The sequence below is a fragment of the Collinsella sp. An307 genome (genome assembly GCF_002161805.1).
Classification (GTDB): domain Bacteria; phylum Actinomycetota; class Coriobacteriia; order Coriobacteriales; family Coriobacteriaceae; genus Coprousia.
In genome coordinates this window covers 269,504-281,783 of the sequence record NZ_NFIP01000001.1, presented here as the reverse complement: position 1 = coordinate 281,783, position 12,280 = coordinate 269,504, and the positions used below count along the sequence as shown (strand labels likewise).

Below are 12,280 nucleotides of genomic sequence, written 5' to 3'. Positions count from 1 at the left end.
AAAGGACACACCATGATCCTTCCCGACTCCAAGACCGAGATCGTCCATCGCGGCAACAAGACCGTCTACGATCTGGGCGACAAGATCGCCAAGGTGTTCAACGAGAACAAGCCCGTCTCCGACATCTTCAACGAGGCCCTCAACCTCGCGCGCATCAACGAGACCGGCATCCGCAGCCCCAAGGCTCTTGAGGTCACTCAGCTCGACAACGGCGGCTGGGCCCTCATCACCAGCAAGATCCCGGGTGTCACCCTCGCCGAGAAGATGGACGCCGAGCCCCAGCGCTTTGGTGAGTACCTCGAGCAGTTTGTCGATCTTCAGATCGAGATCAACGGTTACACCTGTACGCAGCTGAACCGTCAGTTCGACAAGTACACCCGCATGATCAACTCCCTCGACCAGATCAATGCGACCACCCGCTACAACCTGCTCGAGCGCCTGAACGGCCTTAAGAGCAAGGGCTATGTCTGCCACGGCGACTTCAACCCCACCAACGTCATCGTCGGTGAGGACGGTCAGCTCTACGTCTGCGACTGGGCTCACGCCACCCAGGGCTCCCCTGCCGCCGACGCCGCTATGACCTACCTGCTGTTTGCCCTCCACTCCAAGGAGCAGGCCGACGCCTACCTCGAGCTCTACTGCGAGCGCGCCGACATGCCGATGCAGGTCGTCCGCCAGTGGATGAGCATCGTAGCCGCCTCCGAGCTCGCGCGCAAGCGCAAGGTTGACGAGGAGTTCCTCATGAGCTGGGTCGACGTCGTCGATTACCAGGGCTAAGGACTGCTAAAGGTTAGTTGACGTCTATTCGCCAGCAAGCTATGCGTCTTACGGGCTCCTTCCTCCGGGAAGGAGCCCTTTTTAGTGCCGATGGCTAGTGTCGATAGACGGTACCGGTAAATGATAGAAAGCGCGAGAACGCCCCCTAGAACTCGGCAAAATGCTGAGCCCCCACCTCGGGCGCAAGTGTCGCGTTGAAGCGCTCACGCACCGCGGCAAGAAACGCCTCCTGCTCCCCTGCTCGGTAGGTGAGCTCAAGTGCCACGGCATCGGTATACGTGGTCTCGCCGATCTTTCCGCCCGTGCGTTCCACCATATCGCGCACCTGGTCATACTGAGCGTAGGAGACGGCAAGGGAAACCGGGACGACGCTCGTCATCTCGACGATAAGACCCTCGTCCTCAGCGGATGCCACCGCTGCCTGAGCCGCCGCTGTATAGGCACGCACGAGACCGCCAGGACCCAAAAGGGTGCCGCCAAAGTAACGGGTGGTGACGCAGCACACGTCGCGCAAGCCGGCCCCGCGGAGCACCTCGAGCGTGGGCATGCCGCTCGTACGCTGGGGCTCACCGTCGTCGCTTGCACGCTCCGTGCCGTCGGCGAGGATCCATGCGGGGACGTTGTGACGGGCATCGTAGTGACGGGCGCGCACGGCAGCCTGATGGGCATCGGCCTCCGCCGGGCTCTCCACATGCACGAGCTGGGCGATAAACCGACTGCGACGGTCCTCGAACTCCCCTTGCGCACAAGCTCCCGCGCGCAACGTCCTATAGCTCTCCACAGCCCCTCCTACATGCCCCACAATGCACGGGCACCTCCGCTCGTATCGCTGCCATTGTAGCGGAACGCTTGTCGCAACGTCAGGAGGCCCCGATTTCTCCTGTGAGGTTTTGGAAGCGTACCTCACAGGAGAAAACGGGGCCTCCCGCGTGCGTATGAAGCGATCCGCTACGAGTTCTTCATCACGATGCTGCTGACCGTATCGGCAACATGCTCGCAGCTGTCGACGCAGTACTCGAGGAACGTGTAGACCTCGTGCCAGCCAAAGACCTTGAGGGCGTCGGTCTCGGTCGTGTGGAGGGTACGCATGGCGCGGATGTAGGCGTGGTCCGCCTCCTCCTCGGTATCGTTGATGGCAATGACGTGCTTGCGCAGCGTCTTAGAGCGCTTGAACTGAGGCAGGTCCTCGAGCAGCGCGCACATCTCGGTGCATGCGCGCTCGATCATCTCGACGAGCTCGAGCGCGTCGGGGCGAATCTCGGTGATGTTATCGAAGTACAGACGGTGCATCACGCCCTCGATACGGTCGGTAACGGTGTCGAGGTTCTCGGAGAGCATCGCGATGTCCTCGCGCTCGATGGGAGTGACAAACGCGGTCACGAGTGCGTCGTTGATCTCGTGCTTGATCTCGTCCGCAGCCTGCTCGATCTCGTGCATCTTGTCGACCGCGCCCTTGAACTCCTCGATGTTATAGGAGCGCATGACCTCGCCGAGCAGCGCCGCCGCCTGGCAAGAGAGCTCCGCGTGCTTGCGGAACGAGTCGAAGTAGAACGCGTCGTTTTTCCTAGCCATGTGGATACATCCTCCCAAATGAACGTTTCCGTGCAATATCGAGCGCGGGCGCGCCGCGCGAGCCGTAACAGAGAAACCTAGAAGACCATGAGGAAGATCTTCGCCATCAAGAAGCTGATAAGACCGCAACCCGGGAAGGTGAAGATCCAGGTGAGCACCATGTCGCGCACGACAGTAAAGTTAATGGCCGAGAGGCGCTTCACCGCGCCCACACCCATGATGGCGCTCGTCTTGGTGTGCGTGGTGGAAACCGGGATACCAAAGACGGTGGAGAGCAGGATGCAGATGGCGCCGGCGAGGTCGGCCGAGAAGCCCTGATACTTCTCGAGCTTGACCATGTCCATACCGACGGACTTGATGATCTTCTCGCCGCCTACGGACGTACCCACGCCCATGACCGTGGAGCAGAGGATCATGAGCCAAACCGGGATGACGGCGCCGGAGACGTTGGGCTCGCCATTGCAGAAGGCCACGCCGAGCAGAAGGACGCCGATGAACTTCTGTCCGTCCTGAGCGCCGTGCATGAAGCTCATGGCCGCAGCGCCAAAAATCTGGGCGCCAGTGAAGAAGCCGTTGGCTCGACGACGGTCGATGTTGTGGCAGATGACGGTGAGGCCCTTGCAGATGCCCCAGCCGAGCGCAAAGCCGATGGCGAGGCTCAGCACGAGGCCGTAGAGAACCTTGACCCATTCGTCCATATTCACGCCGTCAAGGCCGCCCTGCGTGGCGAGTGCCGCGCCCGTAAGGCCGGCGATAAGCGAGTGGCTCTCGCTCGTGGGGATGCCAAAGATGGAGGCGCCCACGCTGTAGACAACGATGGAGAAAAGAGCGGCGCAAAGCGCCACGAGGGCCATCTGCGTATTGGTGCCAAAGTCAACCATATTAGAGATGGTGGAGGCAACCGAGGCATTCAGGTGCGTCATGATGAGGACGCCGAGGAAGTTGAAGATGGCGCTCATGATGATTGCGGGGCGCGCATTCATGCAGCGCGTGGTGACACAGGTTGCAATGGAGTTAGGGGCGTCGGTCCAACCGTTGACGAAGATGACGCCGAGCGTGAGCAGGACGGTGATGGCAAGAATGGGATTTGCCACAACCTCCTGCAAAAACAGCGCTAGTGAGAAATCCACGTATGCTCTTTTCCCTCAGGACATGCGCCACGTGGCGCATCGTTGGAACAACCTGCACCATTTTAGCGGTTCTTGACCGTCTACTAACGCAGAGCTGACATTTTAGATGGGCAAACGTGACCTATAGCGCGCCGAGCGGTTCTCCTAGCTGCAGATATTCCGTGAACGGCAACGGCAGCTTACGATTCCCTTACATTGCGCTTACCGAGAGAAGACCTCATGGAGACGAAATCAGCCATACAAAGAGGATGCGAAGCGGGCCGATAAGCCGGGTTCTGTCGCGGACGGTCATTTATCTTGGCACGCACGTTACCGTGCGGCTCTTCGCACGCTACCCGAGCGCGGACCGGGCCGGCCCATGGCGCTCCTATTCGCGCTTGCTCCGAATGGGGTTTACCCAGCCGCCGCGTCGCCGCGACGCTGGTGGTCTCTTACACCACCGTTTCAGCTTTTCCCTTTACGCTCGCGCGCAGGTGGGAGTCTTCTTTTCTGCGGCACTTTCCGTCGGGTCGCCCCGCCTGGCCGTTAGCCAGCATTCTGCCCTGTGGAGCCCGGACTTTCCTCACGCCGGCATGCACCGGCGCGCGACCGTCTGGCCCGCTTCGCGGCTCACGATTGTAGCACGATATAGCACGGCGCCCGCCGACCGAAGCCGACGGGCGCCGAATCTACGCGAACCCTATTGGTAGAGGGACCTAGAGGCCCATCTCCTCCTTGAGCTTGGCGAGCTCCTCGTCCACCGCGGCGGTGGAGCCAGCCTCGGCGTACTTGCGCTCGAGGTCGGCAGCCGGGTCGGTGGGGTCGGCGTTGAGCTCGGTCATAGCGTTGGAGCGGTCGAGCATCTCGTCGGCCTTGGCCTCCATACGGTCGAAGGCGCTCATAGCGGCGGCAGCGCTGTCACCGGCAGAAGAGACCTTGTTGACCTGATCTTGCGTCTTGGCGACGGCGACCTTGGCCTTGATGGCCTCACGGCGGCCGCGCAGGGTCTCGATGTCATTCACGAGCTTGTCGTGGATGGCGCGCATCTTCTCGGCGTTGTCGCGCGCAGCCTCCGCCGCGGCGGCAAGGCTCTCGCCCTGGGCCTCGAGCTGCTGCTTCTTGGCAAGGAAGGTGCGGGCATCGCCCTCGTTGCCGGCCTGGAGGGCGCGGCGGGCAAGGCCGTCGTACTTCTCGACTTCCTTGTTGTTCTCGGAGACCATGCGGGCGGTACGGGCCTCCTCGGCCATGACGCCGGCGGTCTCCTCCTTCACCTCGGCGAGCGACTCGGTGAGGTCGCGCAGGTACTGATCGACCATCTTGGCGGGATCCTCCGCGCGGTCGAGCAGATCGTTAACATTTGCCTTGATGATGTCGGCAAAACGGTCGAGCATTCCCATGGTGGAACTCCTCCTCTAGGCGGACCCATCCGCTTCAGGCGCGCTCAACCCCCGAGCGCGCGGTTAGCCTACCTTGTACCCTTGCGAGAACTTGCGCAAGCGCCTCAATCGTCGTTTGACGGCGAACGGTACTTCTCCTCAAGGTCGTCGAGCTTTGCATCGCCGAAGGTCTCAAGCGGCGTGTTGAGAACCTCCTCGAGGTGCTCCTGCTCGCTCTGGCGTGCCTCGGCGCGCTTGCGCACGACGAAGACGATGCCGCCCACAACGGCGACCACCGCAACCGCACCTGCAACGTAGACGATAGGCGATGTGGTAACGGTCATGATGCGCTCGGCGGTATCGGCGAAGGCGCGCGAGAAGATCTCCTCCTGGTCGATGGAGAGGTCCTGGTAATAGCGGTCGAGGTAGTCGGAGAGGATACCTATCGCCTCGTCATCCATCACCGACTTCGCTTGGGAGCCAGCAGCGTATCCGCAGGTGAACGAGCCCTGTCCGTCGTCGCAGAACACCAGCACAAAGTGCGCCTCGTCGTCAAAGAGCTCGTCATAGAGCTGAAGCGCCACTTGACCGAGCTCGGTAGCAGAGGTCGAGGTGCCGTTGGGAAGGATATAGAGGAAGGGGCGGACGCCCGTCAGGTCGTAGAACTCCTCAAGGCCCTGCTCGACCACAGCCGGGCTGTGAATCCAATCGCCATCCGCGTCGTCATAGAGCACCGTCTTCTCCGCCGCGCCCGCAGGAAGCGCCTCGCGCTCGTGCGTAGACGCCGTAATCTCCACCGTCGAGGTACTGCAGGACGTAACCGAGGTGAGCGCGGTCGATATCAAAGCGCAGACGAGCGCGACGATAACCACGACGATGCAGCCGCAGCCGCAGCCCCCGGACGCCGGCGCCGGCCCCTGCGGACCGGGGCCCGCAGGCCCTGCGGGCGACACGTTGTTGTTCATACTGCGACCGATACCCATACCGGCGAGAAACGGCCAGATGCCGCTCCCTCCCCCGCCGCCAAAGAAGCTGCGGGTGGGACGTGGGGCAAATCCCCCACCAAAGACCCCGGGACGGGGCGACCCAAAGCCACCGGGACGAGAACCGCCGCCAAAGCCGGAGCCAAAGCTCCGTCCACCGCTTCGTCTGCCGCCGGAAAACCCTCCAAAGCTGCGACCGCCGCCACGGAAGCCACCGCCTCCACCGGACCTGCCGCCCCCAAACGATCTGCCCATGGGCATCCCCTCTCACACGCATACACCGACGGCGCAAAGCCCTCGATGCCTAAGATTTCTTTCGAACATTATGCCCTTATGCGCACGTCCCGTGCGCGCTGGCTCGGTAGACGGCCCAGACGGACAGAAGAAACGTCCCCCTGTAAGGTGGAGCGTCATGAAAAAGCGCCCTGCACGGGGCAGGGCGCTTCAACAGACGGATAACGGACCCAACTAGTCGAGGTCGTCCGCGACGAAGTTGTCGATCGGAGCGAAGGGATCGGCAACCGGGGCGGGCTCAGGCGCGGGAGCGGGCGCCGGAGCAGGAGCCGCGGAGGAACCGACCGGAGCAGAGGAGAGCAGGTCGGACGGGAAGGAGTTCTGAGCGTCGTCCATGAAGTGCTGGATGAGCTTCAGGTACTCGTTCTTGAACTCCTCGCGGGAGGCCTTCAGGCGGTCGATCTCGGCGAGCTCGTTCTGCTTCTCCTGAAGCGCCTGACGGATGACGTCACGCGCCTTGGCGTCGGCCTCGTCGCAGATGCGCTGGGCGTTCTGCTGGGCGTCGGCAACGATGGTGTCAGCGGTCTGCTGGGCGGAGATGAGGGCAGCAGAGATCTGGCGCTCGGTGGCGGAGAAATCGTGCTGCGGCGCGGCGGCGACAACCGGAGCGGCCGCGGGCTGAGCCGCAAGTTGAGCCTGAGCGTCGGCGAGCTCGTGCTCGGTAGCGGTCAGGCGGTTCTTAAGATCGACGATCTTGGAGAGCATGGCGTCGACCTCGGAGGCGAGCTGCTCAAGGAAAACGTCGACCTCAGCGGGATCGTAACCGCGCTTGGCCTCGGAGAACGTCTGGGCCTGGATGTCTGCAGGTGTGATAGCCATAGGATAATCTCCTTCTCATCGCGAGGCCCGGGCCTACCGCGCCCGGGATTTGCGTCTAAACCAGTATACCTATTACCAAACGAGCGATGACGTTCAACGCAAGAACTGCAATAACCGGCGAGAAGTCAATGCCGCCCATGGGCGGGATGATGCGCCGGAAGATCGACAGGAACGGCTCGCAGAGGGAGCGGAGCACCATCGCCACGTCATAGGCGATGCCACCCTCGCGCAGCGGGAACCACATGAGGATGATGTACACGAGGATGAGCGTCTCGTAGAAGTTTACGAGTGTGCTGACAAGCTGTGCGATTTGATAAATGGTAATCAGCCCCTGCTACTTGAGGTATCCGTCAGCGCGGAGCTTGGCAAGGTCGGAATCAGTGACCTCGCAGCCCTGCGGCAGAACGACAAAGACACGGTCGCCCACCTCGCGGACCGTGGCGCCAAGACCGCAGGCAAAGCCGTAGCTAAAGTCGAGCACGCGCTTGGCGACCTCGGTGCGAACACCAACGAAGATGAGCGCCACCGGCTGCTTGGTGCGCACGCGACGCACCACCGTCTCGACGTCGTCATAGCTCTCAGGGCGAAGCTCATAAATCGGGAGCTGGGGCGTCGCGTTCAGAATCGATGCGGCGTGGCTCTCGGTCATCGAAGAGGCGGGAGTCGGGGTTGCAGCGGCGCGGGCACGGGTCTGCGCGGCATAGCTCGACGGCGTGTCATAGGCGCCGGGACGATAGTCCTCATGGGAGCGCGCAGGCGGGTTGTACGTGGTCGCATGACGGTCCGCATCGCCGACCAGCTGGCCGGAGCGCGTATAGACCGCTACCGACTCGGCCTCACCGCGGCGCGTCTGGCCGAGAACGCCGTTGGACGGGGTGTCCTGAGCGGCATAGCCCTGGCCGTAGGAGGCGTCCTGCGTGCCGTATTCGGCGTCGTAGCCCTCGCCGTCGTAATAGTCGTCCTCGTAGCCGTCGGCAGCGTAGTCATCCTGACCGAAGGGCAACTGCTGGCCGAACGGAAGGCGGCTCTTGATCTCGTCTAAGAATCCCACGTTTCTCAACTCCCCCAAACGGAGTGTATCTACAGAATCGGCTTCCGGCTATGCCAAAAGAAACCGCGTACCTGCTATTCTAGCTCAAAGGCGGGGTCAAAGACCACTCTGCCCAAACGCACCAGAGTCGAGCCCTCCTCGAGCGCCGCCTCAAAGTCCTCGCTCATGCCGCAGGAAAGCTCCTCAAGCGTAAGCTCCGGATAGCGGCCGGCCAGCTCGTCGCGCAGGTCGCGCAGGCCCGCGAACGTGCGGTGCGCCATCACGTTATCCCCTCTTGGGGCCATCGTCATAAGGCCGCGTATACGGATTCCACGAAGTCCCTGCAACTCCTCGATGGTGCGACGGAGCTCATCGGGCTCAAATCCCGATTTAGACTGCTCACCCGAGATGTTCACCTCGAGCAGCACGTCCTGGGGACGGGCGAGTGCGCCTTCCGCCAGGCGGCGCTTCGCGCGGTCGGAGATGGCCTGGGCAAGATGGAGCGAGCTCACCGAATGGATGAGGTCCACGCGGCCGAGCACGGCGTTGATCTTGTTCTTCTGGAGGTTGCCGATCATATCGAAGCGAACGGGCGCCAAGCCCTCGCGCGCCGCGAGCCCCTCCAGCTTGCGGATGAGCTCCTGAGGGCGGTTCTCGCCAAAGAAGCGGTAGCCAGCCTCTATGGCGGCGGCGACCTCGTCCACCCCTACCGTCTTGGAGACCGCCATGACGCGCGCGGCGTCCACCGCGCGGCCCGAGCGTGCAAGGGCCGCATCGACGCGCGCGAGAATCTCCTCGCGCCGACGGCGGATGCAATCGAGATATGCCTGGCCTGATGCCGTATCACCCATGGATTACCCTCTTTGCGCTAGCGGGCGCGGGTGCGCCCTCGACCATACTAGCAAAGGGGCGCACCCCCTTGTGGGAGGTGCGCCCTCAAGAGCAAAAGGTTTACGAAGACGGCACAAGGCAGCCCCCGGCGGGACTAGGCGAGGTCGTCCTCCTCGTCCTCATCCTCATCATCGTCCTCGTCCTCGGGATTCTCGATGAGCGTGACGACCGCCTGGGTGAGCTCGGAGGCGGGAATGCGCGCGATGCAGGCGGCGTCGGCCGCGGGACGCAGGATGACGCCCTCGCCGGAGGGGACGCGCATGCCCTCGAGCTCCTCCTCGTCGATGCCAGCGATGTCCGCGGCGCTCCAGCGCTGACCGGTGAGCAGGAAGGTGATGCGACCAGCGGCGTCGATGGCGTACTGGGCGCAGCGGTCGAGGTAGCGCGAGACCATGATGACGCGGCGGAGGTCGTCAAGCGAGCGGTCGTCATCGATCTGCATGGCGGCCATGCGGTTGTAGGCGCGGAAGAACTCCTCGTAGATGCCGTGCGTGTCCTCCTCCTGCGCGTTCAGGGTGCGCAGCAGTGCGAGGTCGTTGGTGACAAGCACAGAGGCCGAGGTGCCGAGCACCTTGTAGACGCTGCCGGCCTCCGCCTCGACGAGCTCGACGAGCTCAGCGGGCAGCTCGATGCCGGAGACGACCTTATGCTGGGCGGCGCGAGCGATGCGGCGCACCTTGTCGCACATGCGCTGCAGGCAGAAGTTGGTGTAGATGATGGTCTGGAGCAGGCGGAAGTCGGAGGCCACGGGACCCTGGGTGGCGATGAGGTTGTAGCAGACCGCCTCGAGGTTGGCGCAGCGCGCATCGATGCGGAGCGCCTGCTTTTTGGCCTTGCTCGCGAGCTTCTTGTCATCGGTCACAAAGGAGCGAACCGCGTCGTGGAGCGTAAGGTCGATGACCTCGTAGATGGAGAGCATCTCGTGACGCGCCTCGACGAGCTGACGGGAGAAGAGTTTGCGCATGTTCTAGACTCCAATCGGATGCCGGGCGGGATGCCGCCCCGAGCGTGGATGGCATACGGTTGCCAGTCTAGAGGTCGGGTGTCAGGGTTTTGTAAGCGCACGGTCACGGTAGCGCCGCAAAGGGCTTGGTCATGGCCACCCGTGCCACTGGCTGCACGATTTGACTCCGTCCCCAAGTGAGCTCCAAGTGAAGCAACGTGAAGGCGAGGGGAACTTTTTCGGAATGTGAAATAATTTGCACTTTCACAAATGTTCACGCCCTCATACGCGCCAAATGCACGGCGGAGAGGCGCCTACACCTCCCCCATCACCGCCAGGGCACCGTGACGCCCGCAGGTACCCTTCTCGGCACGATAGGAGAAGAACCGGTCGTTGTTGCCCACGGTGGAGAGACCCGGGTCGCAAACGCTATCTTCGGGCACACCCGCCTCGGCGAGTGCTACACGGATGCACGCGGCGAGGTCGAGCAGGCGCGAGGACCCCGCATGCACCGCCTGCGGGAACCGCGCGGCAAAGCGCTCGATGAGCTCCTCGGAGACCTCGTACTCCACCCCGGTGATATGCGGGCCTATGAAGGCAAAGATCTGCCCGGGCGCACATCCCGTGGTATCGGAAAGCATGCGCGCAGCCTTGCCGGCGATGGCCGCGATCGTTCCCTTCCAGCCGGAGTGGACCACGGCAAAGCCGCCTTCGCACGCAAGGATGACTGGAACGCAGTCGGCAAAGTTGAGCAACACCGGTACACCGGGCACGCAGCAGACGATGCCGTCGGCGCCGGCAGCGATCTCTTCTCTCACGCGGGCGAGCTCCGCCTCATCGGCCGACCGCACGACGGCGATATGGTCGCCGTGCACCTGGCTGGGCACGAGCAGGCGCTCAGCGCACGCCCCGCACCCGAGCGCCTCAAGCGCCCGGCGCCGGTTCTCAGCCACCGCGTCCGGGTCATCGCCCACATGCGCACCCAGGTTAAGGGAGGTAAAGGGCGGCATGGAGACGCCGCCTGTCCGCTCGGTGAACGCCAGATGCACCGCGCCCACGCGCGCCTCGTTCAAGACGACGCCCTCATGATCTTTGCGTTCAAGTGAACTCACGTTGTACCTCCTTATCAAAAGCGCCCCGGAACAAGCCGGGGCGCCTCAAAACCGCTGTGTTGGCCGTTGCCTTAGAAGTTGCCGCGCTTCAGGAAGTCGGGCAGCTCGAACTGGTCGTTGCCAAAGTTGTGGACCTGCTCGCCACCGATGGTGCGGCTGCTCGCGGCAGGGGCAGCGGGAGCGGCCGTGCGCGCGGGAGCCGCGTCAGAGGCCTTGGACGATGCGGAGAAGAGCTCGTCCTGACGGCTAACGTTGGCATCGGAGAAGCCGGTAGCGATAACGGTGATGCGCACCTGATCGCCCAGCGACTCGTCCACGACGGTACCGAAGATGATGTTGGCCTCGGGGTCGACGGCGCTGGCAACGAGGTCGGCGGCGTCGTTGATCTCCTGGATGCCGAGGTCCTTGGAGCCGGCGATGGAGAGCAGCACGCGGGTGGCGCCGTCGATGGAGCTCTCGAGAAGCGGGCTCGAGATGGCCTGCTGTGCGGCGTCGACCGCGCGGGTGTCACCGGAGGCGGTGCCGATGCCCATCATGGCGGTACCGGCCTGCTTCATGATCGTCTTGACGTCAGCGAAGTCGAGGTTGATGACGCCGGGGACGGTGATGAGGTCGGTGATGCCCTGGGTGCCCTGCGAGAGGACGGCGTCTGCCATGGAGAAGGCCTCGAGCATAGTGGTCTTCTTCTCGGCGATGTCGAGCAGCTTGTCGTTAGGGATGACGATCATGGTGTCCACGCTCTGAGCGAGGGTGTCGATGCCCTCCTCAGCGGACTTCTTGCGCTTGCGGCCCTCAAAGGTGAAGGGCTTGGTGACAACGGCGACGGTGAGCGCGCCGATGTCGTTCATGGCGATGTCGGCCACAATGGGGGCAGCGCCCGTACCGGTGCCGCCGCCCTCGCCCGCGGTGATGAACACCATGTCGGCACCAGCGAGCGCCTCCTTGATGTCGTCACGGCTCTCGTCTGCCGCCTTACGGCCGATCTCGGGGTTGGCGCCAGCGCCAAGGCCACGCGTGATGTCGGTGCCGATGTGCACCTTGATGTCGGCATCGGAGATGGCGAGAGCCTGGGCATCGGTGTTGATGGCAACGAACTCGACGCCGCGGATGCCCTCCTCGATCATGCGGTTGACCGCGTTGGTGCCGCCACCGCCCACGCCGACCACCTTGATGACGGCAAGATAGTTGTTGATCTCGTTCTCGTGCATGTGGTCCTCCGATGCGACGGGTTGAGCCATCTTGGCTGACGTAGATAACCTTAAAGCTCAAGTTTACATTAAAGGGCGAGGTAAACCCGCTTATCTTTGCACAAATTGCAGGTCACCGTCAAATGAAGAGGCCTAAATTGTGGAGTTACCAGAAGAAGCGCAGGTA

General features: G+C 63.0%; 13 protein-coding genes and 1 other RNA gene. 1 reads left to right on the top strand and 13 read right to left on the bottom strand.

Annotation, left to right across the window (positions count from 1 at the left end; translation table 11 throughout):
• Window positions 1-12 precede the first annotated feature (12 nt).
• Complete coding sequence (locus B5F89_RS01265; RefSeq protein ID WP_087429985.1) at window positions 13-777, top strand: aminoglycoside phosphotransferase family protein; 765 nt, start codon at window positions 13-15, stop codon at window positions 775-777.
• A 145-nt stretch (window positions 778-922) separates the two neighbouring features.
• Here B5F89_RS01265 and B5F89_RS01260 read toward each other — a convergent pair whose 3' ends face one another.
• The 13 genes from B5F89_RS01260 to ftsZ all read right to left on the bottom strand — a co-directional run bounded on the left by B5F89_RS01260 (window position 923) and on the right by ftsZ (window position 12,114).
• Window positions 923-1,558, bottom strand: a complete 636-nt coding sequence (locus B5F89_RS01260) for a YigZ family protein (RefSeq protein ID WP_087429984.1) — start codon at window positions 1,556-1,558, stop codon at window positions 923-925.
• 167 nt (window positions 1,559-1,725) lie between these two features.
• Complete coding sequence (locus B5F89_RS01255) at window positions 1,726-2,349, bottom strand: DUF47 family protein (RefSeq protein WP_087429983.1); 624 nt, start codon at window positions 2,347-2,349, stop codon at window positions 1,726-1,728.
• A gap of 77 nt (window positions 2,350-2,426) precedes the next feature.
• Window positions 2,427-3,479 carry an inorganic phosphate transporter gene (locus B5F89_RS01250; protein ID WP_087429982.1) on the bottom strand — a complete coding sequence of 351 codons (1,053 nt, stop codon included), beginning with the start codon at window positions 3,477-3,479 and terminating at the stop codon, window positions 2,427-2,429.
• 248 nt (window positions 3,480-3,727) lie between these two features.
• An RNA gene (rnpB, locus tag B5F89_RS01245) (RNase P RNA component class A) lies at window positions 3,728-4,083 on the bottom strand.
• 91 nt (window positions 4,084-4,174) lie between these two features.
• A complete protein-coding gene (locus tag B5F89_RS01240) occupies window positions 4,175-4,855 on the bottom strand; it encodes a PspA/IM30 family protein (protein WP_087429981.1) in 681 nt (226 codons plus the stop codon).
• A gap of 104 nt (window positions 4,856-4,959) precedes the next feature.
• Window positions 4,960-6,072 carry a hypothetical protein gene (locus B5F89_RS01235; RefSeq protein ID WP_143758316.1) on the bottom strand — a complete coding sequence of 371 codons (1,113 nt, stop codon included), beginning with the start codon at window positions 6,070-6,072 and terminating at the stop codon, window positions 4,960-4,962.
• A 213-nt stretch (window positions 6,073-6,285) separates the two neighbouring features.
• A complete protein-coding gene (locus B5F89_RS01230; RefSeq protein WP_087429979.1) occupies window positions 6,286-6,930 on the bottom strand; it encodes a DivIVA domain-containing protein in 645 nt (214 codons plus the stop codon).
• A 55-nt stretch (window positions 6,931-6,985) separates the two neighbouring features.
• Window positions 6,986-7,240, bottom strand: a complete 255-nt coding sequence (locus B5F89_RS01225) for a YggT family protein (RefSeq protein WP_255375145.1) — start codon at window positions 7,238-7,240, stop codon at window positions 6,986-6,988.
• 24 nt (window positions 7,241-7,264) lie between these two features.
• Window positions 7,265-7,981, bottom strand: coding sequence for a cell division protein SepF (locus B5F89_RS01220; protein WP_087429977.1), 717 nt, complete (start codon window positions 7,979-7,981; stop codon window positions 7,265-7,267).
• 74 nt (window positions 7,982-8,055) lie between these two features.
• On the bottom strand, window positions 8,056-8,811 hold the full coding sequence (locus B5F89_RS01215) for a YggS family pyridoxal phosphate-dependent enzyme (protein WP_087429976.1): 756 nt from the start codon (window positions 8,809-8,811) through the stop codon (window positions 8,056-8,058).
• A gap of 134 nt (window positions 8,812-8,945) precedes the next feature.
• Complete coding sequence (locus B5F89_RS01210; RefSeq protein WP_087429975.1) at window positions 8,946-9,815, bottom strand: PhoU domain-containing protein; 870 nt, start codon at window positions 9,813-9,815, stop codon at window positions 8,946-8,948.
• Window positions 9,816-10,108: 293 nt separating this feature from the next.
• Entirely contained in the window at window positions 10,109-10,906 is a 798-nt protein-coding gene (locus B5F89_RS01205; protein WP_087429974.1) for a polyphenol oxidase family protein, read from the bottom strand.
• 71 nt (window positions 10,907-10,977) lie between these two features.
• Window positions 10,978-12,114: a cell division protein FtsZ gene (gene ftsZ, locus B5F89_RS01200; protein ID WP_087429973.1), complete on the bottom strand. Its 1,137-nt coding sequence runs from the start codon at window positions 12,112-12,114 to the stop codon at window positions 10,978-10,980.
• Between the last annotated feature and the right edge of the window lie 166 nt (window positions 12,115-12,280).